Origin of the sequence: Flavobacterium piscis (assembly GCF_031457575.1) — a bacterium.
In the GTDB taxonomy this organism is placed as follows: domain Bacteria; phylum Bacteroidota; class Bacteroidia; order Flavobacteriales; family Flavobacteriaceae; genus Flavobacterium; species Flavobacterium piscis_A.
Genome location: NZ_JAVDWQ010000002.1, coordinates 45,389 through 72,229, shown reverse-complemented (window position 1 = coordinate 72,229; position 26,841 = coordinate 45,389). Strand labels below are relative to the sequence as shown.

At 33.9% G+C, this 26,841-nt stretch carries 23 protein-coding genes and 1 pseudogene; 9 read left to right on the top strand and 15 right to left on the bottom strand.

What is annotated here, in order from left to right; genetic code table 11:
* Window positions 1–13: 13 nt before the first annotated feature.
* The 3 genes from J2W48_RS03320 to J2W48_RS03310 all read left to right on the top strand — a co-directional run bounded on the left by J2W48_RS03320 (window position 14) and on the right by J2W48_RS03310 (window position 5,471).
* Window positions 14–1,477, top strand: a complete 1,464-nt coding sequence (locus tag J2W48_RS03320) for a right-handed parallel beta-helix repeat-containing protein (protein WP_310278055.1) — start codon at window positions 14–16, stop codon at window positions 1,475–1,477.
* Between the two features lie 102 nt (window positions 1,478–1,579).
* Window positions 1,580–4,465, top strand: coding sequence for a pectinesterase family protein (locus J2W48_RS03315; protein WP_310278053.1), 2,886 nt, complete (start codon window positions 1,580–1,582; stop codon window positions 4,463–4,465).
* A gap of 235 nt (window positions 4,466–4,700) precedes the next feature.
* Window positions 4,701–5,471: a T9SS type A sorting domain-containing protein gene (locus J2W48_RS03310; protein WP_310278051.1), complete on the top strand. Its 771-nt coding sequence runs from the start codon at window positions 4,701–4,703 to the stop codon at window positions 5,469–5,471.
* Window positions 5,472–5,576: 105 nt separating this feature from the next.
* On the opposite strand, the gene J2W48_RS03305 is transcribed toward J2W48_RS03310, so the two are convergent.
* Window positions 5,577–6,140: a DUF6642 family protein gene (locus tag J2W48_RS03305; RefSeq protein WP_310278048.1), complete on the bottom strand. Its 564-nt coding sequence runs from the start codon at window positions 6,138–6,140 to the stop codon at window positions 5,577–5,579.
* Between the two features lie 276 nt (window positions 6,141–6,416).
* Between J2W48_RS03305 and J2W48_RS03300 the strand changes: the two genes are divergently transcribed.
* Window positions 6,417–6,842, top strand: coding sequence for a response regulator (locus tag J2W48_RS03300; RefSeq protein ID WP_310278045.1), 426 nt, complete (start codon window positions 6,417–6,419; stop codon window positions 6,840–6,842).
* A gap of 40 nt (window positions 6,843–6,882) precedes the next feature.
* On the opposite strand, the gene J2W48_RS03295 is transcribed toward J2W48_RS03300, so the two are convergent.
* Window positions 6,883–10,161 carry a CheR family methyltransferase gene (locus J2W48_RS03295; RefSeq protein WP_310278042.1) on the bottom strand — a complete coding sequence of 1,093 codons (3,279 nt, stop codon included), beginning with the start codon at window positions 10,159–10,161 and terminating at the stop codon, window positions 6,883–6,885.
* Between the two features lie 203 nt (window positions 10,162–10,364).
* Between J2W48_RS03295 and J2W48_RS03290 the strand changes: the two genes are divergently transcribed.
* Window positions 10,365–10,613: a hypothetical protein gene (locus J2W48_RS03290; RefSeq protein WP_310278039.1), complete on the top strand. Its 249-nt coding sequence runs from the start codon at window positions 10,365–10,367 to the stop codon at window positions 10,611–10,613.
* A 57-nt stretch (window positions 10,614–10,670) separates the two neighbouring features.
* On the opposite strand, the gene J2W48_RS03285 is transcribed toward J2W48_RS03290, so the two are convergent.
* From J2W48_RS03285 to J2W48_RS03275, 3 genes are all read right to left on the bottom strand, one after another.
* Window positions 10,671–10,844 (bottom strand): hypothetical protein, encoded by a 174-nt coding sequence (locus tag J2W48_RS03285; protein ID WP_310278036.1) that lies wholly within the window; start codon window positions 10,842–10,844, stop codon window positions 10,671–10,673.
* 219 nt (window positions 10,845–11,063) lie between these two features.
* A complete protein-coding gene (locus J2W48_RS03280) occupies window positions 11,064–11,291 on the bottom strand; it encodes a hypothetical protein (protein ID WP_310278033.1) in 228 nt (75 codons plus the stop codon).
* Between the two features lie 125 nt (window positions 11,292–11,416).
* Window positions 11,417–12,082 (bottom strand): YqjF family protein, encoded by a 666-nt coding sequence (locus J2W48_RS03275; protein ID WP_310279138.1) that lies wholly within the window; start codon window positions 12,080–12,082, stop codon window positions 11,417–11,419.
* A 37-nt stretch (window positions 12,083–12,119) separates the two neighbouring features.
* Between J2W48_RS03275 and J2W48_RS03270 the strand changes: the two are divergent.
* Window positions 12,120–12,323 (top strand): annotated as a pseudogene (locus J2W48_RS03270) (DUF892 family protein); the annotation flags it as partial.
* A gap of 70 nt (window positions 12,324–12,393) precedes the next feature.
* Here the strand turns inward: J2W48_RS03270 and J2W48_RS03265 are convergent.
* The 3 genes from J2W48_RS03265 to J2W48_RS03255 all read right to left on the bottom strand — a co-directional run bounded on the left by J2W48_RS03265 (window position 12,394) and on the right by J2W48_RS03255 (window position 14,374).
* Complete coding sequence (locus J2W48_RS03265; RefSeq protein WP_310278031.1) at window positions 12,394–12,876, bottom strand: CinA family protein; 483 nt, start codon at window positions 12,874–12,876, stop codon at window positions 12,394–12,396.
* 67 nt (window positions 12,877–12,943) lie between these two features.
* Complete coding sequence (locus tag J2W48_RS03260; protein WP_310278029.1) at window positions 12,944–13,183, bottom strand: hypothetical protein; 240 nt, start codon at window positions 13,181–13,183, stop codon at window positions 12,944–12,946.
* Between the two features lie 48 nt (window positions 13,184–13,231).
* A complete protein-coding gene (locus tag J2W48_RS03255) occupies window positions 13,232–14,374 on the bottom strand; it encodes a glycosyltransferase (RefSeq protein ID WP_310278027.1) in 1,143 nt (380 codons plus the stop codon).
* Between the two features lie 226 nt (window positions 14,375–14,600).
* Here J2W48_RS03255 and J2W48_RS03250 point away from each other — a divergent pair, with 226 nt between their 5' ends.
* Window positions 14,601–14,897 (top strand): hypothetical protein, encoded by a 297-nt coding sequence (locus J2W48_RS03250; protein WP_310278025.1) that lies wholly within the window; start codon window positions 14,601–14,603, stop codon window positions 14,895–14,897.
* A 116-nt stretch (window positions 14,898–15,013) separates the two neighbouring features.
* Here J2W48_RS03250 and J2W48_RS03245 read toward each other — a convergent pair whose 3' ends face one another.
* The 5 genes from J2W48_RS03245 to J2W48_RS03225 all read right to left on the bottom strand — a co-directional run bounded on the left by J2W48_RS03245 (window position 15,014) and on the right by J2W48_RS03225 (window position 19,505).
* Window positions 15,014–15,697 (bottom strand): SRPBCC family protein, encoded by a 684-nt coding sequence (locus J2W48_RS03245; protein WP_310278023.1) that lies wholly within the window; start codon window positions 15,695–15,697, stop codon window positions 15,014–15,016.
* Window positions 15,698–15,726: 29 nt separating this feature from the next.
* Entirely contained in the window at window positions 15,727–16,614 is an 888-nt protein-coding gene (locus J2W48_RS03240) for an SDR family oxidoreductase (protein WP_310278021.1), read from the bottom strand.
* Between the two features lie 414 nt (window positions 16,615–17,028).
* A complete protein-coding gene (locus tag J2W48_RS03235; RefSeq protein WP_310278018.1) occupies window positions 17,029–17,178 on the bottom strand; it encodes a hypothetical protein in 150 nt (49 codons plus the stop codon).
* 164 nt (window positions 17,179–17,342) lie between these two features.
* Window positions 17,343–17,921 carry a flavodoxin family protein gene (locus J2W48_RS03230; RefSeq protein WP_310278015.1) on the bottom strand — a complete coding sequence of 193 codons (579 nt, stop codon included), beginning with the start codon at window positions 17,919–17,921 and terminating at the stop codon, window positions 17,343–17,345.
* Window positions 17,922–17,927: 6 nt separating this feature from the next.
* Window positions 17,928–19,505 carry an FAD-dependent oxidoreductase gene (locus J2W48_RS03225; RefSeq protein ID WP_310278012.1) on the bottom strand — a complete coding sequence of 526 codons (1,578 nt, stop codon included), beginning with the start codon at window positions 19,503–19,505 and terminating at the stop codon, window positions 17,928–17,930.
* A gap of 197 nt (window positions 19,506–19,702) precedes the next feature.
* Between J2W48_RS03225 and J2W48_RS03220 the strand changes: the two genes are divergently transcribed.
* Entirely contained in the window at window positions 19,703–20,872 is a 1,170-nt protein-coding gene (locus J2W48_RS03220) for a zinc-dependent alcohol dehydrogenase (RefSeq protein WP_310278009.1), read from the top strand.
* 208 nt (window positions 20,873–21,080) lie between these two features.
* Here the strand turns inward: J2W48_RS03220 and J2W48_RS03215 are convergent, their stop codons facing one another.
* Both J2W48_RS03215 and J2W48_RS03210 read right to left on the bottom strand, forming a co-directional pair.
* A complete protein-coding gene (locus J2W48_RS03215; protein WP_310278004.1) occupies window positions 21,081–21,542 on the bottom strand; it encodes a hypothetical protein in 462 nt (153 codons plus the stop codon).
* Window positions 21,543–21,647: 105 nt separating this feature from the next.
* Window positions 21,648–23,114 carry a glycoside hydrolase family 130 protein gene (locus J2W48_RS03210; protein WP_310278001.1) on the bottom strand — a complete coding sequence of 489 codons (1,467 nt, stop codon included), beginning with the start codon at window positions 23,112–23,114 and terminating at the stop codon, window positions 21,648–21,650.
* Window positions 23,115–23,417: 303 nt separating this feature from the next.
* On the opposite strand from J2W48_RS03210, the gene J2W48_RS03205 reads away from it, so the two are divergent.
* Window positions 23,418–26,159 carry a substrate-binding domain-containing protein gene (locus J2W48_RS03205; protein ID WP_310277998.1) on the top strand — a complete coding sequence of 914 codons (2,742 nt, stop codon included), beginning with the start codon at window positions 23,418–23,420 and terminating at the stop codon, window positions 26,157–26,159.
* Window positions 26,160–26,841 lie beyond the last annotated feature (682 nt).

The window sequence follows — 26,841 nt, the reverse complement described above, 5'->3', positions numbered from 1 at the left end:
AATTTTAAAAAAAATGAGAATAAAAACAATATTCAGACTGGTATTATTAGTTGTTTTGGTTTCATGTCAAAAAGATGATGAGACTGCTGTCAACGTTGCTGATGTCCTGGTTCAAAATATTGAAATTCAGGGTGCTGATATTACATCTGGTGTTAGCGGGCAAATGGTTGCTAAAATAACCCCAGAAAATGCAACTAATAAAGCGATTACATGGAAAGTTTCAGACGCAACGATTGCCGATATATCTGTAGATGGTCTGATTACAGCCAAAAAGAATGGAACTATAACGGTTACTGCTACAGCTAAAGATAAAAGTATTGTTACCGCAAACAAAGAGATTAAGATCACAGGTTTTTCAATTGCTCCAGTTGCAGATTATGAGGTTTCAAATGTTGCGGAATTAACTACGGCTTTAGGTAAAGTCAAACCAGGTGAAACTATTGTTTTGAATGGAGGTACTTATGCCATGACTTCAAAGATTACCATAGCATCATCAGGAACATCAGATAAAGTTATTACGCTTAAAGCAAAAGAAGGAGCTGCAAGACCTAAACTGGATTTTTCTGCAATGATGGAAAATTCAGTAAATCAGGGAATCGTCCTAACCGCTGATTATTGGCATATTAAAGGAATTGATATTTATAAAGCCGGAGATAACGGAATGCAAGTTAAAGGAAGCAATAATATAATTGAGTTTATGACTTTCTCAGAATGTGCTGATTCAGGATTACAATTGGATAATGGTGCTGCAAATAACACGATTCTTAATTGTGATTCGTATTTCAATGCCGACTCTACTCTTGAAAATGCCGATGGATTTGCCTGTAAATTAAATGCCGGGACAGGAAATAAATTTATAGGTTGCAGGGCATGGCAAAATTTAGATGACGGTTGGGATGGTTATTTAAGAGGAGCAGATAATATTTCAACGACATATCAAAATTGTTGGGCAATCAAAAACGGTTATCTTAAAAACGGAACTAAAGGAGTCGGAGACGGAAACGGATTTAAAACCGGAGGAAGCGATGATAAATTACTAAAACACAATGCAAAATATACCAATTGCATAGCAGCAGGAAATGTCGCTGATGGTTTTGATCACAATAGTAACAGGGGAGAAGTAACTCTTTTTAATTGTTCAGCTTATGAAAATGGTAGAAATTATTCTTTTAGCACTACAAATCCGTTAACAAAATTAATCATTAAAAATAGCAATGTTTTAGGGGCTTATGGAACCACGTTTGCAGATATTACAGATGTTACAAATAACAGCTGGCAAAACGGAATAACAGTTACGGCAGATGATTTTGCTAGTATTGATTATACTCAATTATTAGGAGCCAGAAAAGCAGATGGTAGTTTACCTGATGTGACTTTTTTTCAATTAAAGGCAGATAGTGATATGATTAATAAAGGAATAGATGTAGGTCTGCCATTTAAAGGGACTTTGCCTGACTTAGGAGCTTTTGAATTTTAGAATTTATAGAACAACTACCCGTTGTGTGCATTTATTTTTTGATTTTAATAACACTTAACGGGTTATATATTTGCTTAACTATTTAACCAATTTAACCAATTTATGAAAACAAAATTACAATTACTTTTTTTTACGATATTGTTGTCAGTATCGTTTGCTAATGCCCAAAAAACTGATGTTTGGGATTTTGGAGCCACCTCTCTTGATGCTGATTTATATAATAATTTATTGAACGTATCCACCTTAAATGGTGTGTTGGGAAGTTCTGGTACAGCTGCTACAACTAATACCGTGGGAAATACTGTATTTACAGCTGATGTATTAAGTTGGGTTGGTAGTAGTGACAGATTAAGAACTACAAATACGGCATTAACCCGTTATGATGCTAATGTTGCCAGTGTTCCAGATGCAACAACTTATAGAGGAAGGTTGTATGCGAATGGAGTGCCTTCACTAGTTGCTGGTTTGGCTTCCACAAAATATTTATCCATGAAATTGAACGAGAATGATGAAGTTACAATCATTGCAAGATGTGATGCCGATACAGGACAACTAACTTTCGCACTCGAATCTAATTATTTATTGCAAAAGGATTCATCCCCAATAACATCAGCTTCCGGAGCTATTACTGAAGTTAAATTCGTAGCTAAAACAGAGGGAACATATAGAATTTTTGATGTAACGCAGAAAGCCAGTTTTTTTAGAATTTATAGAAAACCTGCCACTTACACCACAATTACAGGCACTATAGATGAAACTGCAGCTCCTGGAATAGCCGGGTACTCTGTTGTGTTTACAAACCCTGCCGGAAAGGTATGGACTGCACCTGTAACTTCCGGAACTTATAATGTAACACTGCCTGCAGGATATACCTACCAGATGAGTTTGTTAAATGCAAACGGCTATATCATCAGTAATGGTGATTCTCTAAATGTTTTAGCAACAACAACAAGCTATAATATAGTTGCCTTGAAAATAGATTTATTCACTGTATCTGGTTCTGTCACCGGATTGGGAACTGATATTTCTAAACTAGCTTTAACTTATACTCCTGATCCATTAGCGAATAAAATTTTTATTCCGAAACCAGTCATCAATACTGCGAATTCTACTTATACCGTAGAACTGGAACCTAACACTCAATATACGGTGTCTGCAACGGGAGTTAATGATTATGAAGTTTTAGCTAATACAATTACTGTCACTGGTACAACTACTGCGGATGTTGCATTTACTAATAAACCTGTTTATCCTGTAACGATTACAACGACTGGCTTAGATGCTACTCAAATTAATAGTTTGACATTGACATTTACTAACTTGAATGAAAGTGGATATGTTTATACTTTTGCACCAGGAGTCCCAATCAATTTGCGTAATGGTACTTATGTTATTACTTACAGTGGTTTGAATGGCAGTGTTGTGGTGATGACTTTAACTTCTAATTTAAAAGTAACTGATGCTGCTGTTTCTAAAACGCTTGATTTTGTAGCACCTGCACCAACCGGAAGTATTCCTTATACTTCAGTTCTTACTGTTGGTACCAATAAAATATACAAAACAATTAATGCGGCCCTTGCTGATGTTTCAAGAATGACTCGTACCAGTACAGATCGTGTTACGATTATGATTGATCCCGGGAATTATGAAGAAATGATAGATATTACCCAGGCTAATGTTACTTTAAAAAATACGGCTGCAACGCCAAATATTAATTTGTTAAATAAAGGAGTTGATATTGCGGCCGGAGCTGTAAGGATTACTTCTTATTATGGAATAGGGTACAACTATTATAGCATGAAAAGCAATCAAAAATGGGATGCCGATGTTTTAAGAGTGAATAAAGAAAATGGTTATCAGCCCTATACAAATGTAAGCGGAACTACTAATAACTCTTATTGGAATGCAACATTGCTGATTAGTGCAAACGGATTTATAGCAGAAGATATCATTATTGAGAACTCTTATAATCAATATATCTCATTAAAAGAATCTCAGGATGTTGTTGAGTTGGGATCAGGTAATAAAGGAGTTCGTCCAACAACATACGGAAGTACTGCTGTTCAGGATAAAAGCTTTGTAGAAAGAGCAGCGGCCTTTGCTGTTAAAAATGGTATTGATAAAGTGATATTAAATAAATGTCGTGTTATTGGACGTCAGGATTCTTTCTTCGGAGGAACAACAGCAAGGGTTGTCGTTTATAAAGGAGTTATGATGGGAGCTACTGATTATATTTTTGGAGGTATGAATGCAGTTTTTTATAAAACAGATTTTGCAATGAATACTAGTGATGCGAGCAGTGACGTGTGTTATATAACAGCTGCACAACAAGCTACAGGAAGAGGTTATTTGATGTATGAGTGTAAAGTTACATCTGCAGTTCCTGGTACAGAAACTGCATCTGCTTACGGATCTAAACCAGGTTATTTTGGTCGCCCTTGGGCAGCTGTAACCAGTGAAGTTGTTTTTTATAACACTACTATTGAAACTTCTACTAATCCTTCTTATACAGGTCAATCATTAATTTTGCCTCTAGGATGGAATAATTCATTGGGTAACGCAGAATCTGCTAAAATGTACGAATACGGAACTATCGAAAATTCAGGTGTAGATAATTCAGCAAGCCGTGCTGCCTGGGCTACTAAATTAGTTGTACCTACACTTACTGATGGTACACCAATTACAACTTTCAATTTTACAAAAGGAAGTGATAACTGGGATCCGTTACCGCAATTAATTTCTAATGAAAGTTTAGGGGTTAAAGATAATATGCCAGTTTCTGCTGTTAATGTATTTGGATATAAAAACAGAATTGCCATTTCAAATGTAAAATCAGAAACTTCTGTTGCTATTTATAGTATTACAGGAACTAAGGTAAAATCATTTAAAATAAATCAGGATGTTGATTTTGAATTTCAAAATGGAGCTTGGATTGTTATGGTTAAAGCTTCAGATGGACAGAAATCTGTAAAAATTATGACGTATTAATTATTAGATTTTAACATTAATTATTTCAAAAAGCAAGTCTCTAAATTCTTTTTTAGGGCTTGCTTTTTTCTTATAATACTAACTACGATTCCGTAAATTCTTTAATAAAGAAATAATTAACTTATTTATAAAAGATGTGTAAAAAAAAATCTTAAAAAATATGATTTAATAAAAAAAAGCATTAATTTTATGTAATCGATTACAAGTGTAATTATTAACTATTTAAACTAAAATTATGAAAAGAAAATTACTTTATTTAACTACGATTGTGCTTTTCACTGCATTTTCAATGAATGCTCAAAGAAGTTGGGATATGGGTAACAATACGACATTGTGGCCTGCTTCAAACACTACAGCTCTTGTCGGGACAACAACAGTAGGTGATCCGCCAATAACTGAGGTTGGTGGGGCTGGTTTTGCATTAACTGCATCCAAAGAGCTTACTTGGACTGAAGATGGTTATACATCAGCTCAGGAATTTAAGTCGGGTGGTTCTAGTGCCGGTGCTGCGAGTAACTTACCGACAAGTCGTTATTTTAGTTTTCCTGTTACTGGACCAACTACAGTAAAAGTGTGGTTTAGAGTTAATGGAACTGGAGGACGTAAATGCCAAATAAGTGATGGAACTACTCTTTTAGGTGAGTTAACATCTGAAGATGTAAATAAGCCACTTTTTCTATCTGTAAATTATACTGGAGGTACAGGTACTATTTATGTTTATTCTACTGCAGCAATTAATTATTTTAAAATTGAATCAACAGATGCTTCACTTTCTACTAAGGACTTCCAAGCTGACGCAGCATCAAACGTATACTCAAACGGAAAACTGGTTTTTATATCTAATGTAAAATCAGATACACAAGTTGATGTTTATGGAATTAGTGGTGTTTTGGTTAAATCATTTAAAACGGGATCTGATACAAGTTTTGATTTAAACACAGGTATTTATGTGGTAAGATCAAAATCTGCAGAAGGAGAAAAATCTGCAAAAGTATTAATGAACTAACTAGTTTATTTCTCAAAATATTAAAAAGGAGAATATTCATTTTTTAGAATATTCTCCTTTTTTTGCTTTGTAATTTTCTAATTATTTTTCTGTTAGATTAACTTTTTAATAATACATTCTAAAATCCAACAATTTACAGAGTGCATAATGCTTTTGATATAATTCCTCAACAACCTCAGTAAGGTTATCATTTTCCTGATACAAACTAAAAAAAGCCTTATCGATTGTACTGGAGCTTGCTATTTTATTATAAGATGATCCGTAGCCTAAAATCGCACGGGCACCTGTAATGTCTAAAAAATATTGGGCTTCTTCATTATTTAAGTCTAATATTTTTTTATTGGCAAAATGTATAACTTTCCCTTTCATCTTTCCTTCAAAGAGCTCTGCTATTTCTTCCAGGCTGTAATAATAATCATGAAGGCAAATGTTATTGGGTTCGCCCGGCATAACGAAGTAAATAATTTCATAATCTTTAAAATTATGATCTTCATAAAGTAAGGCATTAAGGCTTTCTTCTAAGCCTTCAATGGTATCACAGCTTTTGTAGATACTGGTAATGCCCTGTTCAATAGCAATTTCCTCCAGGCTTTTAACCACAGCAGTAGTGGTAACAATATCTATATCGTGAACACCTTCGAGGCAGAAAATAAATTTTTCATAATTCATACAATTATGTTTCTTATACGTGATAAACTCACTTTATTCGTTTAAACAAATGTATTTTTTATTACGTAAAACTCCTATCGGGAATGTGTTTTTAACGCATTTTTGACATTACGGGCGGTTATGGTTATTCAATTAGCTAAAGGAATAATATTTATATGATTTTAAAAGATGTGAATTGTATAAGGTTTCAGGGAAATTATGTAAATAATAAAGTTTAAAAACTTAAATATTTGAAATAAGAATATTCTGTAGTTATTAACTTAAAAAATATTTGTTATGAATAATGAAGAAGGACCTATTGTGCTTATTGAGGATAATCAAGAAGATCGCCAATTATTTGTAGATATTTTTTCAGAGTTAGAATTATCCAATAAAATACTCTGCTTTGATTCTTGCAGCGATGCGCAAAACTATTTAGTTTCAGAAAAAATCAAGCCTTTTATAGTTTTTTCAGATATAAGGTTGTTTCATAAAGAGCAGGTTGTTTATAATGCTATATGTTTGAAGATGAATTGCCCTTGTATGTTCTTTACAACACTTTTTAACCAGTGTTTTGTAATAGATTCTTATTCTATACCAACTCAGAGTTATTTTATAAAACCTTACAGGTATGAAAAATTCAAGGAGGTTATTGAAAACATAATCCAATACTGGAAAAAGAATAAAGTAGAGAAACACAAAAAAGATAAGATTGAAAATTAACATAAAAAAAATGGGCACATAAATTACCCAATTTTAATTTTTACAGTGGAATATAAATAGACATTGTTGTACCCAAATTCTGCTTGCTTGAAGCTCTTATAAATCCGTGATGATTGGCTACTATTTTTTTAACTAAGGTAAGACCAAGACCACTGCCACTATATTGATCATTATTGTGTAATCTGTAAAAAGGTTCAAAAATTCGGGTTTCATAATCTTTGTTAAAACCTATTCCATTATCAGCAACACAAATTTTAGCATAATTGATTTCCGGATTTCCCCCAATTTCAATAATTTCCTCAGTTGAAGGCCGATCCGTCTCAATTTTTATTTGAGGCGTATCATCTTCTTTGGTATATTTTATTGAGTTGGTTATTAAATTAGTGAATAACTGTTGAATCTGATAAGGGATTATATTTAATTGCGGTAAGGGACTTAATGAAATTGAGGCATCTTTTTCGTTAATAGTATCTTTTAAGTCATTTAGCGTCTTTTTTAAAAGCAAATTCAAATCTGTTTTTTTGTATTCTTTTTCTATAAAGTTAATTCTCGAATAATTAATGAGATCTGCAATTAACTGGCTCATATTAGATACTGAAAATATGACGCGTTCAAGATTATGTTTTCCGGATTCGCTTAAATTTTCTTCCTTTTCAAAAATTCTTTTGCAGAACATATTAATTTTCCGGAGGGGCTCTTGTAAATCGTGACTCGCGGCAGAGGTAAAAGCTTCCAGTTGTTCATTGTGTTTTTGCAATTCAAAATTCTTTGCCGTCAATAGTTCATTTGAGGTAACCAAATCCGTAATATCTTCGAGTGCCAGAAGAATCATGCCTTCAGGTGTAGAATTTAGAATGCGACGTGCATTTACTATCATTGTTTTTTTTCCAATATCAGCGCAAATAGTATCAATTTTTAAGTCTTCTATAGAAAATTGATTATCGATTTTAACAATTTGTTGCCTAAATTCAGGAATGTCCCATTGGCAATTGCCAATTTCAAAAAGGCTATAACCTTCTGTTACACTTTCAGTTGTACTAAAGTATTTATAAAATGCCGGGTTAGCACTTTTAATGATAAAATCCTTATCTACAATTAATAATGGCTCGCGAATGGTTTTGACGATTGATTCTGAATAATTCCGCATGGATATAAGCTGTTGCTGACGATCCATAAGTTCATCATTAACACACATCAATTCTTCATTATTAGACTGAAGTTCTTCTGTTGAAGTTTCCAGCTCTTCATTCATTGCCTGAAGTTCTTCCCCGCTGCTCAATAATTCTTCATTACTTGTTTGTAATTCTTCAAAAGCAGTTTGTTGCTCTTCTGTTACTCTTTTAATATTTTCCCGTAATTGTGACAACTCACTCTCAAGTTCGTCAATACGTTTTTGTTCTGATTTTTTTTCCAGTAATTTTTTTTTAGAATCTGCCTCCGGGAGCATTATCTTATAAAAAAGAACCATAAGGTATTCATCATCACTTTGAAGCAAAACTATTTCAAAAGAGATAGTATAAGGTTGATTTTTGACTTGAATATTATCTTTTCGGATGTTTAATTTTTCTTCTTTAACTTTTAAGATGGCATTCTGTAATTCAAAACAAATACCTTCACGTGCCATTTTTAGAATATTAAAATTGGGTTTTCCCTGTGGAGGCAATAAAAATGGACTTGTGTCACCATGAAAGTGAACAATTTCAAGATTTTTATTGATTATTACACTAGCGGGCGTATACTTTGTAAATAAAATGTCTGATGCTGTCTTTCTGAAATCATCCTCAGGGATAGTTTTTATTTCAGAGGGTTTCATTTTTACCTGTAAATTGCTTTGAGCTGGTTTATATGGCTTAACCTCATATCTGCCAGGTACAAATTTGCGAATATAAATTTTTTCGTGTTTTTCTATACTCTCAAACAGATCCTGAGAATTAATTGCTGATTCTGATTTTCCAAGAAACAGAAATCCGGTGTCTTTAAGCGAATAATGAAAGGATCCCAAAACTTTATTTTGCAAATAAGGATCAAAATAGATAAGCACATTGCGACAGGAAACCAAATCAATTCTGGCAAAAGCAGGATCTTTTATAAAATTATGTACAGCAAAAATGCACATATCGCGAATTACCTTGTTGATATGGTAATTACCATCACTTCTTGTAAAGTAGTTATGCAACCTTTCTTCTGATATTTGCTGGACGTCCTGATAAGTATAGATAGCAGATCTGGCTTTTGTAATGCATTTTTCGGATATGTCTGACGCAAAAATCTGAACTTTGATGTTTTTATTGTTGGTTTCTAACAGGTATTCATGAAGGCAGATAGCTAATGAATAGGCTTCCTCACCAGTAGAACATCCGGCTACCCAAATCCTCAGGTTATTATTTGTTATATTTTTGATTAATGAAGGAAAAACAGTTTTAGACAGGTTCTCAAAAGCTTCCTGATCCCTGAAAAAATAGGTTACATGAATTAGAAAATCATTAAACAAGAGATCTTGCTCATTTTTGTTGTTTCTTAGAAAATTATAGTAATCTTCTATAGTGTTTCTTTCTGCTATGACCATTCTTCGGGCAATACGCCGTCTTATTGTAGGTTGCTTATAATACCGAAAATCATTACCTGTTCTTAAAAAAATAAGATTGATAATCTGTAAGAGGATCGCCTCATCATTTGTTGGAATATGTTCCTCTTCCGTATAGCCATAATTGGTAATATAACTCTGTTGTATTTCCAGCAATTGAGACGGGATTTTCTCTGGTGCTAATATATAATCTGCTGCATCAGTATCAATAGCGCTCTGAGGCATCCCCTTAAATGCTGCAGTTTCAGGATCCTGGGCTATGGTGGCACCTCCTAATTCCTTAATTTTTTTGAATCCTAATGTGCCATCAAAACCTGTTCCTGAAAGTATAACGCCAATAGCAAAAGTTCTATGGACATCTGCGAGAGATTCAAAAAAAATGTCTATAGTATTATTCCGCCTTTCTTTACGGGTTCTCTGTTTAAGTTTTAAAACACCATCTTCTGCTATCAGAAGATTATTTTCAGGAATTATGTAGACATGATTGGGTGCCAGATTTATATTGCTAATTATTTCATGAACTGGTATTTTAGAATGGGCAGATAATATTTCTGTAAGGCTGCTGTGATGGTCGGGGGATAAGTGCTGAACAATAACAAAAGCCATTCCGGAATCTCCGGGTATTGCTGCGAGTAATTTTTTAAAGGCATCCAGTCCACCGGCAGAAGCTCCAATACCAACGACCGGGAAATTTTGTATTGATTTGGGTGGGTTTTTTATATCTGCGGTTATCATGATTGTACAGTAAAATAGGTTAATAATCAAAGATAAGGAGTTTTTACTGATTAAAATTTAATACATACAATATGTGGTAATCATGTAAAATAAAGGTGGATAATGTGTAAAAATTAGTCTGATTTCTTTGCAAAATTTGTTTTGTAAAAATATTTATTAAATGTATTTATCTTAAAATCAAATTATTAATTAAAATTGATGTTATGAAAAGAGTATTTTTAACAGCCGTAATGCTTGTTTTTTTTGGAGGTATATATGCGCAGGAAACCCCAACTAAAACAAAACAATCAACAAGTACTTCTGATACGATTAAGAAAAGTAAAAAAGGAAGTGACAATCCGACTTATAAGACGGATACGATTAAAAAACATCGTACCGACAAAAACACAACGAAAACTAAATCTACTGATCCGGCAATGCGTCGTGATACTTTAGGTACTCCAAGACCTTAATGCCAATTTAATGAGAAGTAGATTAAAGAAAAGCCTATTTTTAAATTAGGCTTTTCTTTATTTATTTAAAACTTTTGTGCCTGGCTGTTTTACGGTTGTATTTTCTTCTTGTTCTCTAATGTAATCTTCATCATCACAATGTTCGCAATTGATATTTACAAGAGCTACAAGAAACAGCAGTAAAAAAAATTTTAAGTTAAAGTTAGATTTTGTCTGATTTGGGAGGCGCATGGAGTTATTTTTAGTAGATTAACGTATTCATAAAAACAAAAATATTAAACCGGATATAATTTTAATTTGTATAATTATTCTTTATTGTTACATAATTCCCATGTGTATAATTTGTTTACAGCAAATAAAAACCGTCTGAAAATAAGTTCAAACGGTTTCTAAATTTAAAAATTTACAATTCCCGAGGTTGTTGAGAACCAGTTTCATTAATGTCATTATCTAATTTGTTCCATTAAAATCACTTTCATAATCATTTTCTTCTTCCAAATCATCATCTTCTAAATCGTGCTCCTCTTCGGTGTTATAATCCTCGTCAGGATCATCGTCTTCTATAAGGTTATTTTCTTCGTAATCATCCGGATCTAAATCGTCTGTATCTTTGTATGGTGCATCATTTTGAAAAGACTGACCATCCTGGCTGTAATTTTCTCTTTCATCTATATTCATAATACTTTGTTTTAAAAATTATTTCTTTGTTTTATTTGTTGTTTTGTCGTCTTTGACAGATTTTGAAGTGCTTTTAGAAGCTGTTCCTTTTTGATCCGCTTTCTCGGCTAAATGATTTGTATTCATTAGAGGGGTTTCTTTCCCCATAATACAATATCCAGTTTTTTTGAATATTGAATTTTATCCGGATATACATTAAGATTATATCTTCCGGCACTATATTTTATTTTGTTAATTTTTGCATTCAGTGCATTAAGTTCCCATTCTTTATGATGGATATCAAACCGGCATAGTTTTGTATGGCATTTTTCGTAAAGCGAATGTCTTTCTGTTAACCAAAAATCCAGTTCTGATTTCTTTATTAAAGGAGAATTGCCTTGGAATTGAATATCTAAATGGTTATTTGAGAATATATTGTTATTGGATAACCGATTAGCTTCCCGTTTAATGCTGGATTTTTTATACGGAAGTCCAATAAAAACCCGTGTCAGCAAGACTTCGATAAGTTTATCTGTTTCAATAGAGAATAAATAAATTCCAGGAATACCATCTTTTACAACATAAGTTCGGATATTTATTTCTTGAAAATCAGATAAATAGGGAAGAGGCGGTAGATTTCGCACCCTCATATTTTTTACCTCAAAAGATACAAGCGATACCCAGGCAATATTATCGTATGTATCAAGTTCCAGTCCGTCAGGAATATAGTTTTCTATTAGGCATTTTGGAACTTTCCAGTGAAAAAATGCCGTATTATGCCACTCCTGATAATATTTCCACTTTTTTTTCAGGGAGAGGATACTGCCTGTTAGCAGTGTGAGCCAGTATGTAGTTTGTGCCTCACAAAAAAATGAGCACTATGAAATTGCAACTTACGGTACATTGGCAGCATTTGCCCAAACCCTGGGTGAAGATGAAGCTTTGATATTACTGCAACAGACTCTTGAGGAGGAAAAAGAAGCTGATACGCTTTTAACTGAAACAGCTTATAATAATATCAATTTTGAAGCTTTAGAAGAAGATGAAGAATAATTATTCTATCACACTTCATAAAAAACCTGTAATCACATTTTGTATTGATTACAGGTTTTTTTATCATTTTTTACAGGCTGGCAATATTCTCAATAATGAGTTCTGCTGTTTTATCAATTGCCTGTAATATAATTTCTTCAGAAGAACCTTTAAAGACTTCTTCGTGATTAATTTTTTTACCAGGAGTAATGATATACAGAAAAATAGTGCCAACTGGTTTATCATCAGTTTCACTTCCGCCAGGAGTAGTTAGTCCGGTTATGGCGACAGTTATTTTAGTATTGAATAATTTGGCGGCCTGTTGTGCCAGTATTTGAGTAACTTCTGCAGATTCAGGGGTATGTTTTTCAATAACGTTTTGAGGAACATTTAGAAATTGTTCTTTAACGAATACTTCGTAGCAAACAATTCCTCCCCGTAAAATTTTTCCGGAATTTTTTGTCATCGAAAATTCAGCACTCATTCTTCCGGCTGTGGCACTTTCGGCAAAAGCGATATTCCATCCTTTTGCTGCTATTGCTTTACTGCATTTAATAACTATTTCCGAAGGCATAAAAATAAATTTAGTTCGTAATTACAAATCCTTTAGATGTTCCTAATAATTATCAAAATGTTCAATATTATGAAGATCCTGTTCTGTTGTCCACAAAATAATTTCCTGATACCACAAATTTGGATTGGAGATCATAAGGTTCTCTTTCGTCAACAATAAAATCTTTTACTCCAGTGGTCTTGATTTTTGGTTTACGGGGCGTCTGTATTTTATGATTCCTGTAAAATAAACTTCCGTTTCCTGCAATGTAGTGGCGTTTTTCAATAATCAAAACTCTTTTTCCGAGTAAGGCATAACGTTCAGCCAAAACAAATCCCGGTATACCGGCATCAGGAATTAAAATGTCGATATGTTTTCATTTTGCAAAAGTTTTAATGATTGATTTCATACGGTCAGCAGTCGCATCCCAGGATGTTTTTTTAAGGATTTTGTAATATTCCAATTCCATAGATAAACGGTCAGTTTTATCCAATAAAAAGGTTATGGCTTCGCAAAATTCATCAGCTGTTTCAATTAAGCTTACACATCTGTTGTAATCGCGTATGACATCTGTGATTTTAGTTGAGATAATTGGTTTTCCTGCCGCTATATACTCTAAAGTTTGGGTTGGGCTTATATATTTGGTTGTATCGTTTAATGCAAAAGGCATTATGGCAATATCAAATGCTTTCAGGTAATATGGCAATTCTTCATAAGATTTCATTCCAAAATAATGGATGTTAGCTTCTTTTGGAAGATCTGTTTCATCAATTTTTGCCAAAGGTCCAATCATCACAAAAGAAACATTGGGTAACTTAAGAGCAGTTTTATGAAGAAGCGCTAAATCGATACGCTCATCAATAACGCCATAATAACCTACAACCGGAGATTGTAAATTGGCAATATCATGAGGAACAGTACTATCATTCAAGGCTTTTGTAAAATGGGATTCATCTACTGAGTTCGGAAAGCAATGCACATTGGCGTGCCACTGTTTTTTTGATTCGTATAATGATTTTCCTCCGGTAAATATAATATCGGCATGTGCCATCAGATATTTTTCCTGATTGATTAAATGTTCCGGAGCACCTTTAAATAAAGAAAGTTCATCCATACAATCATATACAACGGTTTCGAAATTGAGTTGTTGCAGTAATGGTGAAAATGAAGCTGAATAAAACCATCCTACCGGGATAGATTTATTTTTAATATATTCAGGAATTATTCCGGCTATAGACTCTATGTCTTTTACATTGGGTTGCAATACATGTAAGTTGTCATTAATTACAATAAGATTTCCTGATTTTTCGTTTAAATTGTTTGTTAATGGCTCTTCAATAAACAAAACTTTCACAGCAGGTGACAATCGACTGATAATATGCTGGGGTCGTTGATAAACAAATTGCCATCTTAAATGACAAAAGACTATCATGTCATAATATTGCGGGGTTTCATCGTTTAATAAATTTGCTTTATCAGGGCCATTTTTCGAGATTTTTTTTACATTATTATTTATCATAGTGCTTATAATTTAAGAATGAATTATTGTTGAAAAACAACTTGTATGGGTTCTACTTTCAAATCTGTACAAATGTACCCGGGTTGCCGTATGATTTCTTACAAATAAATGGTTGCTGATTATATAATTTACAGGTCTTTAATGTGTAATTATTATTAGGAATTATGTAAACTGTTTTTTTTCGTTTAAATTAATTTTAGAATTATAACATTTAAAGTGAATTATTATGAAAACATTATTCAAATCCAAATTAGCATTCCTGCTTGTTCTGACTGGTCTTGCATTCTCTTGCAAAAAGAATGAAACTGCCCCGGCAGATAATTACAATAGTGAAATTGATTCTACGGAGATGGCAGTTGATACTATCGGGCCAAATGTGGATACAACGAATGTGAATTCCGGAACCACTGGAACTACAGGTGCAACAGGAGAAAGCTCTACCGGTTCAGGATCAGCCGGAACCACACAAAAAGGAAATCCAAATGTGAGAGCAGATTCAACGTCTTCTGCCAACAGAGAATAGCTTCTAAGCGGTAATAATCTTCATAATCAGGAAATGTTATTTTGATTATGCAATTCAATAAATAAGCCGTCCCAAAACTGAGACGGCTTATTTTTTGTTTTAGAATAAAAAAGGAATTAAACAGATTCCAAATAGGTCTTGAAATTCATAAGATCTTCTCTTACCAATTTTTCAAAAAACGGATTTAGCAATTTTGCCGCGCCTTCTCCTGCAATTCCGAGAGGAGCATGATATGAGATTGTTACAATAATTTCCGTGTTTTTTCCGCTTGGCCTGAAAACTACTTTTCCTGCATTTTGTATGGATGAATCCGGCAGTGAGTTCCAACTGATAAGTTTGTCTTTTTCGTCTTTCACAATTTCTGCTTTCCAACTCAATTTCCCTATTCCGGCAGGGCCTTTAGCTGTCCATTTTGAAGTGGTGTAACTCAAAGGTTTAACTGATTCGAGATGAGTCATGAATTTTGGCAGGTTTTCAAAATCACGCCAGAAAGTATACACTTCATTAACAGGTTTATTGATTACACTGTTTATTCGAATATTGACGTTTGATGCTTTGTCATTTTTAAGATGGTCAACAGCATCATAGACAGGACAATATCCGGAAAGACCTCTTAATAGCATTGCGCTGCCGCTGCCGATTTTTGCGATACTTTTATTTTCCTGCGATAAACCTTTGTATAAAAGATAACCGCCACTGGTTATCATGGCGATTCTTTCAAGTGTTGATACATTTTTTTTAAGCATCGATAGCTTTGAACTTTTTTGATTTTGTGCCGGAGATGTTGTTATTGGTTCCATAATTCTTACTTTTTTATTGATTTTTATTTTTAAATAGTAGGATAACCGCCAGTTACCTGAACAGTGGATCCAGTCATATAACTGGAATCATGTGAGGCGAGTAATACATATGCGGCTGCCAGTTCAGCTGGTTGTCCTGCTCGTTTTAAAGGTGTGTCTGAGCCAAATTGCTCTACCTTTTCTGCCTTAAGTGTGGCCGGAATAAGAGGCGTCCAGATAGGGCCTGGCGCCACGCAATTAACACGAATGCCTTTTTCTGCCCAAAGTTGTGCAAGACTTACAGTAAAATTTTGAATAGCTGCTTTTGTTGCAGAATATGGTATAAGGTGTGAAGGTGCTTTATAGGCATTTACAGAAGTTGTGTTTATAATTGTACTTCCTGGCTCAAGATAGTGTTCAGCAGCTTTACAAATATAAAACATGGGATGAATGTTGACTTTAAAAGTTGTCTCCCATTCCTCTGTAGAAATATCTTGTAATGAATCTCTGGACATTTGATAAGCTGCATTGTTTACTATAATATCAATTCCGCCAATTTGTTCAACGGCCTGGTTAACAATTGAGATACATTGTTCTTCCTTACTAATATCTCCCGGAAGCAATATTGCTTTTTGTCCTGCTTTTTCAATATAATCTGCTGTTTCTTTTGCATCGGCATGTTCATCTAAATAAGAAATGACAACATCAGCCCCTTCACGGGCAAAGGCAATGGCAACAGCTCTTCCTATACCAGAATCGCCACCAGTTATTATTGCCTTTCTTCCTTTTAATTTACCTGATCCTACATAAGAGTTTTCTCCATGATCCGGTTTTATATTCATGAAAGCTTCATATCCCGGAAGCTCCTGCTTTTTTTCATCATAAGGAGGTTTCATATATTCTGTAAGCGGATTTCTTATATTTTCATTGTTTTTCATAATGTTAATAATTGTATTTGTAATAAGTTAAAAATAAGTCCTTTATGGTTTTTTGCTTTATAGTATTTTCGTTCATTATTATAGAATTAACTGATGATAAGTATTCGGATAACATCAGATAAAAAGTTTATAGACAACAAATGCAACTATGGTAAAAATAGACATGGGGCTACAAAAAGTTGTATGTAATATCCCTTAAAAATCAATATTGGGTTTTTTCGGTACAACTCCAATAAAAACCACCCAGCCAATATGCCAATAATACCACTTATTGCTCCTAATAGAAAAGTTGCACGCCATGACATTTCTATACTATCATAAATCCATAAATTAAGGATAAGTGATAACAAAAGCCAAACCGATAGGATAATGCAAAAACCATCCTAAGGTTATACTCTCACTGGTGTTGATACTTCAATGCCTGGTACCTAAAGTATAGCTAAGCAATACAGGTTCTTTATACAATTCCCTTGCACTTGCCGAAACTGCATAACTAAAGAATGTCATTACAGATGTTGTCGATATTGCCGAAACAATGATTTGTAATAAAGTATAGGTATTCATGGGCTGGGGTTTATATGATTAATTTTTTGAAAAAAAATGTACTTTCAGGTTCTCTGTTAAAACATAATTGTCGTGAGTGCGACAACAACATTAATATCAGTATGAAACAAATTGCAACAAGGAAGTACACTGTTTGTTTTAGAATTTAGGAATACTAAATTTCATTATTTTGCTGCCTTTTTCAAAGACTCTGCCATTGCTTCTGCATCTTTTGCATAGGTGCGTTTGTAATACTTCAGGAGTTGTGCTTTTGTGTTTTTTGAATCTTTAGCATGACCTTCCCAAATAATGCCAAGTGAGGTATAAGGAGGAACAGTAACACCGATACTGCAGAAAAAATTAGCAATGTTTCCGGTAATATGTTCAACACCGTCTGAATCTCCTGTAACGATTACACCGCCAATTTTGCCATCAAGCGGAGAATCTTCACCTTGAAGGATAACATCATAAACCTCATCCAGTCTTTCAATACATCTTTGAAGTTCTGATGAATGATTGTTCCACCAAATGGGAGTTGCAAATAACAAAATTTTTGCTTCCAGAATTTTATTGTAGATATCCGGCCAGTCATCTTTTGTATTCATGTGGGTAAATGTTCCGGGAACAATAGTATGGCTTGCCAGTTTGATTACTTCAAATTCAATATTTTGTTGGGTCAGATATTCTCCTAGAAATTCCACTAAGGTTTCTGTATTTGAACGCCCCTTATTTTTTAAAGTTGCCAATAGTATAATCGCTTTCATATTATTCTATTTGATATGAATTTTAGGTAAATCTGTTGCCGCAGGGCCATTAATGACAGCTCCTTCTGTGTCAAATCGGGAACCATGACACGGGCAGTCAAAAGATTTTTCATCACCATTCCATTGCACAATGCATCCTAAATGAGGACATACGGCAGAAAAAGCTTTTAAAGTATTGTCATAATCACGATAAACCGCAATTTTTTTCAGGCCAGACGAAAGTACGCCACCAGCTCCTGTTGGTAAATCTGCTGTGTTTTTCAAGTCCGATCCTTTTATCCAATCCAGATATTGTGAAGCCATGTTACCCGCTTCCTTAACAAAATCGCCAGCAGTTTTTAGTGTTATTCTTGATGGACTGTATAAATCCTCCCACTTATTTTTAATTCCCATAATACTGTCACAGATAATCATGGCACCAATGGTAGTATGTGTCATACCATTTCCCGAATCTCCGGTAATTATATAAATATTGTCATCTCCGGGATTCTTACCCATATAACCCAATGAATCGACAGGTTCCATAACCTGTCCGGACCATCTGTAAGATATATCATCCAGCATCGGGAAATAATTTCGTGTCCAGGCTTCCAGTCTGTCATATCTTTCCAGTTGAGAAATATCTTCCTCATCTGCCTGACCGGTTTTATGGTCTTCTCCACCTGAAATCAGTAAATCATATTCGTCATCATAATTTTCAAGACGTACATAATGATAAGGTTGAGAAACCCATTTTGATTCCTGATCTCCTGTATCCCACCAAAGAGAGTAAGGAATTTTTCCTTTTGGAATTTTTCCTCCAATAACATAACTTCGGTAAGCATGTTGTTTGGTGTGCATTGTTAAAGTATCATTGATCGGGGTATTGGTGGCGACCACTATATGGTCCGCAGAAAAAGTATAGCCATTTACTTGTGCCCCTTTTTTCGTAATTTCTTCAGCATGAGCTTCTGTATAAATAATACCTCCAAGAGAAACAATGACATTAGCAAGTCCTTTAAGATAATGCAGAATATGAAATTGTGCCTGATTGCTAAAAGCCAGGCATCGCTGCTTTTCGCAATTTGCCAATGCAGGAATTCCTTTTAGCAATGAAGTCTGTAATCCTGCTTTTTGAGTAGCCTGGAATTCTTGGTCTAAACTTTTCTCCTTATCAGTTGGATGCAGAAATAAATAACCATTTACTCTTTTAAACGAGCAGTCTATATTTAAAGTGTTAACAATTTTTTCAATTTCATCAATTGCTGCAGCATGACTTTCGGCGGCTAATTTTGTATCTTCTTCACCAAAAGTATTTTCCAGAAAATAATAACGATCATCAAGAGCGCAGGTTAAGTGTGCTGTTGTACGTCCGGATTCGCCGCTGCCAATGAAGCCATCTTCAACTAATACTACTTTTTTACCTGCTTTGAGCAACTTATAAGCTGTAGTAAGACCTGCAATTCCGCCGCCAATAATAAGTACTTCTGTTATAATATCCTGATATGGTTTGTTATAGGACATAATTGCTGAGGAATCAATCCAAAATGAAACATTTCCACCCGAAGTAATACTAGAGTTTTTTAATGTATTCAGTTTATTCATAGTGTAAGGTTTAATATTTTATATCAGATCTGAATATCAAAGCTAACTAATGTCAAAAATGAGATTCTTACAATTTTAATTGTAAATTTTATATGATTGCCATTGTGTTTTTTATGTAATTATTTTATTAAAAGATATAATCATAAGTCCTTTTGTATTAGTTAATTAGATTTTTTTAAATTTTTAAAATTCAACATATGAAAGCAGCTGTTATACACGGACCGGGTTCAATACAATACGAGACAGTAGATGATCCCAAACTAGTAGAAAAAGATGATATTATTTTGAAGGTTACCTCAACCGCCATATGCGGATCTGATCTGCACATCTATTCCGGAGGACTTCCGCAACCTAGGCCCATGGTGCTCGGACATGAATTTATGGGAATAGTAGAAGAAACGGGATCAGCAGTAACCTATCTTAAAAGGGGTGATCGTGTTGTTGTTCCTTTTCCTATCGCTTGCGGAAATTGTTTTTTTTGCAACCATGATGTTCCGGGAAACTGCGAACATAGTAATCCGGAACATTATGGACCAGAGGGTGGTATACTGACAGAGAAAGGAGGGGCACTTTTTGGTTATACTGATTTATACGGAGGATATGACGGAGGTCAATCGCAATATGTCCGGGTTCCTTATGCTAATTACGGACCAAGAATGGTTCCTGAGGATTTAACAGACGAGCAGGTGCTTTTCCTGACAGATATTTTTCCTACCGGATATACCGGAGTTGATTGGGGTGAAGTACAAGGAGGAGAGACGGTAGCAATCTTTGGCTCAGGGCCAGTAGGTTTGATGGCTGCCAAAAGTGCATGGTTGCTCGGTGCAGCACAAGTAATTATTGTTGATACAGTGCAATACAGACTTGATAAAGCAAAAGCAACAACTAAGGCAACAACAATACTTTGGGAGGATGATGCTAAAGATGTTGTAGAACATATTAGGTCACTCACCCAAGGTCGTGGAGCAGATGTTTGTATTGATGCCGTGGGTTTTGAACCCGACAGGGATTTTGCTGATCGTATAAAAGCTACGATTAATTTTGAAAAAGGATCTACAAAAGTTTTGGAAGCCTGTATGAGTGCCGTAAGAAGAAGTGGGATTGTTTCGGTTCTGGGTGTTTATCCGGTAAATTATGATAATTTTCCTATTGGCCAGTTTTTTGATAAAGGAATCATACTTAAGGGAGGACAAGCACCTGCCCACAAACATATAGATAAACTTTTGGAATATGTAATTCAGGGAAAGGTAAAATTAGATGATATTATTACACATAGATTGCCTCTGTCGCAAATTTCCCATGCCTACAAGATCTTTAAGAAAAAGGAAGATGGCTGTGTAAAAGTAGTGCTTGATCCATGGTCGTAGTCGGCTATAATATTGATTTATTGACCTTAGGTCAGGGTTTAAAACATTGCAATTTATTGCAGTAGTTTAGTAACGCAAAAAAATGTATAAAGCCTTAGCGTTTAAATTGGCCTGGTATCAGATTAAAATTTTATCCCGGTTTTAAAAATAGGGAGACTTTCAGTCCTTTGTAAAAACCAAGAGGCTGACCTTTCGGGCAGCCTCTTTTTTAATGTTTTCCTTTTCCTTTTCCTTTGTCATTTCCACGATGACCATTGTGTTTTGCTTCTTTATTATTTCCTTTACCAGGTTTTTGCCCGATTGTTTTTTGTGGTTTCCCTTTATAGCCTTTTCCATATTTTACTTTATGGGTTTTAAAATTGTCATAAGGTCTATCTCCTCTGTAATTAGTCAATACCACTTTATATTCATTATAAAGATCATAATTTCTATAGACAGAAGGTAATGATCTGGCTCTTATCCATTTTCCGTTACTGATATAGACATAATTTGATGTGTTGACATCATAGTAAGTTTCAATATCAGGCAGGTAATAATAACGAACATCATCATAACCGGCAGGGCCCCATGCTGGTGGAGTTCCAATATTTACATTTACTGAAAGCTGAGCATGTGAAGGACTAAAAGAAAGGAATACAATTCCTATCAATAAATATTTTAAAGTTTTCATAATTTCATTTTAAATTGGTTATATATGATGTAAGACAAAAATCAAGCCTAAAATTAAAATGTGAATTTATTTGTGTTTATTTACTGGTAATGATGTGCTGGTTTTCTATTTGCTTTTCTTCAAAGCATCTATCAATTCTACCATATCAACTACCGCATAGGTAGAGGAATAGTCAGATACAGCATAAGGTAATATAAGGCTTTTGTTGTGAATTATCGCCCCGCAGGAATATACCACATTCGGGACATAACCTTCCCGCTCGTCTTCTAGTGGCGAAAGCAAAGGCTCTTTAAGTCTTCCAATTTCTTTAGATGGATTGTCAAGATCAAATAAAGAAGCACCTATGCAATAACGTCTCATTGTGCCTACACCATGAGTAATAACAAGCCATCCTTCTGCAGTCCAAAGTGGTGATCCGCAATTTCCTATTTGTGTAAATTCCCATGGATGACGCGGTTCCTGAAGAAGAACCGGGTTATTCCATTGGGTGGCCCTGTCAGAATACATAATGTAATTGTTTACACCATCGATTCGTGCCAGCATAGCATATTTGCCTTTTATTTTTCTGGGAAATAAAGCCAGATTTTTATTCTGGGCACCAATACCATGTAGAGGCATTACTCTAAAAGTATAAAAATCTTCGGTAGAAATAAGCTTTGGTAATATAGTGTGCCCATTATATGCAGTATAGGTAGCCATAACACGAACGGAATCATCATCATCAACAAAGCGTACAAACCGGGCATCTTCGATACCACGGCTTTCAGAATCTGAAATTGGAAATATAACACGCTCGGTGATGTCAGAATCATGTTTAAACTGTAAATCATAAAATGAATCGGCTAACCAGAGTATTTCTTTCATTGCCATTCTTCTTTCCTCACTAATAGAAGGATCGCTTAAGGTTGTATTTACCATGTTTTTTAGAATCGCAAACTCAAATTCTTCTGGCAGATCCTGCATAATCTGTACTATATATTTGTCCTGAGTATGCATTTCAGACAATTTAGTCAAAAATCGCTCTTTGTTGAACAAAGTTTTGTGTTCAATCTCAGCCTTGTCAATATGATGACCAATTTTCATTACCTGTAAATTGTTGTCCTTGTCGAGAATTCCTCTTCTAAAAACAATTGATGAAATATGACCTTCACCAGTTGCACGGAAAGAAATGATAACGCGTTTTTCGCCTGCCTCCAAACCCGACTGATCAAAATCTTCAACAATGGAAGGATTAAAAATTGCTGCAGATTCTATAGCGTATTCCATCGTACAATAAGAACCAATGAGCATCTTTCGATCAAGAGACATAGCTTCATAATCAATTTGCATTGCTTCGATTAAATCTCTGATTTTTTCGCAATGCCTGAAAAATATGGCTGAAATATTTCGATGGCGTCTGGCAAATTCACGAAGTGTTTGTTCTAAGGTTTCCAATACTTGTTTTTCATCAAGCATCATTATGCGGCTCACCATTTGTTGGGTTCGTTCATCACCATTCATAAAATATCGGGCAACAACTCTTTTTGAATCAGGGATAAATTTTATATTTTTTCTGATAACTGATACTCGCATAGTTTTTTTTATTTACAATTAAGTAAGTGTTTTTAATGTAAAATTTGAATTCTAAAACAAGTTAATGATTTTGTTAAAGAAAAAAAACTTTATTTTTATTAAAAAGCACCAGGGATTATTCCCTCTTAACGATGAATTTTCCATTCTGATTTGTGTGCATGAAATAAAAGTTTAATTTTACTTTTTAAATTTTCTGTTTCCTTCTTCCTTGTTAAAAAATAATTCTTCCTAATTATTTTGGCAAGTTGTTATTTTTTAAGGAAATATTTCTAAAGTCATTCATTTACATAAAATCATAATTTCATGTATCAATTTATAAAATATATTTTGCTACTCTTTGTAGCATCATTAAGTTTCGTTTCTTGTAAACAAAAGCAAGGAGACAAAATCAAAGTCGGATTTTCTCAAGCCATGACTACGGACGATTGGCGTAAACAAATGAATATTTCCATCAAAGTTGAGGCTTCTTTGCGGCCTGAAGTGGATTTACATATTAGTGACGCTAATAATAACATTCAAAAACAGATCGAAGATATTGAAGGGTTCATCTCTAATAAAGCAGATATTATTATTGTATCACCAATTCAGTCAAAACCCTTAACGGCTGTTGTCGAAAAATCAATTAAAGCAGGTATTCCGGTTCTTGTGGTAGACCGAAAAATTGAGGGAGAAAATTACACCGCTTACCTGGGAGCCGATAATATTGAAATTGGAAGGATTGCTGCCCGATATATTATTTCACACAGTAAAGGTTCTGGCAAAATTATCGAAATTACCGGAGCAAATGGTTCATCACCAGCGTATGAACGCAGTCTGGGATTTGACCAAATAATCAATGAAAACAGACGTTTCAAAGTCGAGAACATTATTCATGGCGATTGGGAAGGAGAATCAGTTAAAGCACCGTTAAAAGCAATTCTTTTACAAAATCCTGATATTGAATATATTTTTGCCCATAACGACCGTATGGCATTAAGTGCCTGGGAAACAGCCAAAACACTAGGATTAGAAAAGAAAATTAAATTTATTGGTGTTGACGGACTCAACACTGTTAATGGCGGAATTGAGTTGGTTAAAAGTGGGGTTTTAGATGGGACTATTTTGTATCCAACAGGAGGAAATGAAGCTTTGAAACTGGCGTTAAAAATATATAACAAAGAACCGATTTCTAAAAATAATATCCTCAATACGATTGTTATCGATCAGAATAATGCTGAAATTATTGAAAACCAGATGGATAAAGTAGACCAGCAGCAAACAGTTATCGAGTCGCAGCAGGGAGCGATAAAAGTGCAGGAAAGAGAATATGCTTCTCAGAACAATCTGGTTCGGTTACTGAGTTTTTTCTTAGTGATTATTTTGAGTTTGACGGTATACAGTATTTATTCGACTATTTCAATTTCAAGGAAGAAAAAACAACTCGAAAGAATTAATCAAACCGTAATTGATCAAAATAATGAAATTCAGGAAATGGCTAAAATTGCCGAACGAAGCAATGAAGCCAAATTGAATTTTTTCACCGGACTTTCACACGAATTCAAAACACCCATAACTTTGATTATGAGTTATGTGGAATCACTAATTGAAAATGAAAAGATAAAAAAAACATCACTTATTGATGAAGTAAAACTGATTCATAAAAATTCAAACAGATTATTAAGATTAATAAATCAGTTATTAGATTTTAGAAAAATAGAAGAGCAAAAATTCTGGTTACGAGCTTCAAAAACAAATATTTATGATTTTACAAATGAAGTAATGACCAATTTTAAAGGAGAAGCAGCCCGCAGAAATATTGATTTTCAGCTAACTGGTAAGAGCAAAAACACGGAACTCTTTATTGACAGGGGACTTATGGATAAAGTGTATTTCAATTTGCTTTCTAACGCCTTTAAATTTACACCAGATAATGGAAAAATAAGTATTTCAATTATTGAAAATCAGGACGATACAATTAAAATTCATTTTAAAGATTCTGGTATTGGAATTCCTGAAAATGAATTGTCCAATGTTTTCAAGCCTTTTTTTCGAGCTTCAAACAACAACAAAAACAGCTCAGGAATAGGACTTCATTTGTCAAAAGAGTTTGTGCTCCTGCATAAGGGAACAATCGAACTAAAATCGAAACAAGGAAGCGATTTTATTATTACTTTATTAAAAGGCAGTAGCCATTTAGAGCCTTCGGAAATCATTGATAAAGCTGAAAACGTAAATATAATTCCAAATTTAATAACTGATAACCTGGATATAGAATCTGATTTTAATGAAGTAAATGCAATTGCTGAATCAGAGAAACATACTCTTTTGATTATAGAAGACAATGTCGATTTGATTACCTTTTTAAAAGCTAAATTATCTAACGAATATGTAGTTCATACTTCTGACGGGAGTGACGCTCTTGAAAAAGCAATGGAAATTGTTCCGGATATTATTATTTGCGACATTAATTTGGTCGGCAAAGATGGCTATGAAATTAGTAAAGAATTAAAGAAAGATTTACGTACTTCACATATTCCAATTATTATTTTAACGGCACAAAGCAACAAGGAATCAGTTTTAAAAGGTTTACAGAGCGGAGTAGATCAATATCTTACAAAGCCTTTTAGTCTTTCTATTTTAAAACAATCCATTTCAGGTTTGCTTTTCAACAGAGAAAAATTACGCTACTACTATACCAATAATATTTATCGTATTGAACCCGAGTCAAAATTTGGTAATCAGGAACAATCTTTCATTACTAAAATGAATACGATCATTTCGACGAATGTAGATGATCCCAAATTCTCTGTTGAAGATTTGGCAGAGAAACTAAGTGTTTCCAGAGTTCAGCTATATCGAAAGGTTAAAGCCATTATTGGAATTAATATTAGTGACCATATTAATAATGTAAAATTAGAAAAGGCAGCAGAACTTTTAAAGTCTAATGAGATGAATATTTCTGAAATTGCGTATTCACTTGGATTTTCTTCCCCCAACTATTTTTCTACAGCTTTTAAGAATAAATTTGGAATTTCACCAAAAGAATACAAAAACGATAATTATTAATGAGTTTTTGGTATTGATTTTTGAATAGAAAGTCGATCTTATACCATTTAGAAATATAAAATAATCCAATTTTTTTAACTCCTTTGGAGAGGGCTGGGGTGAGGAAAACAAAAAACTGTTTTATATCTAAATGGTATTAATCGTTTTCCTGCAAGCTTTTTTCTGGTCTTTTGGGTATTAATAATCAATACAGAAGAATACCTAACAGGTTTTTAAACCTGTTAGGATAACAATATAGAACCTTGGGAGATTAGAAGATTTGAATTACCTCCAGCTAAAGCAGGAGCCAATTCAAAAAAGAAAAATAAAACTTAGAGAGCCTGTTTAAAATTTACTCAAAAATAAGTCTATTATTCTTTCAAAATTTGCCTCATCTATCGAAAAATAATCTCATAAAATCTAAATATTTAAATTTTAAACAGGCTCTTAAATAAAGCCTGAAATCTTCTTCACTTATAGTTTAACAGCTTAGAACCTCAGAACCTTTGTTGCTTTGCCCCTTTTTTCAAGCAATTAATGTATCAATTTAATACAAAATGTAACGAAATCGAAACTACACGGTTTTCGTAAATAAAATTTAATTTATGTAAAGCCTTGTAAATAAAGGTGTTCGTGATTAAATGATAAACTAGCAATAATTATAGAATTAAATTGTAACATCGTTAAAAATAAGTTGTTTTTA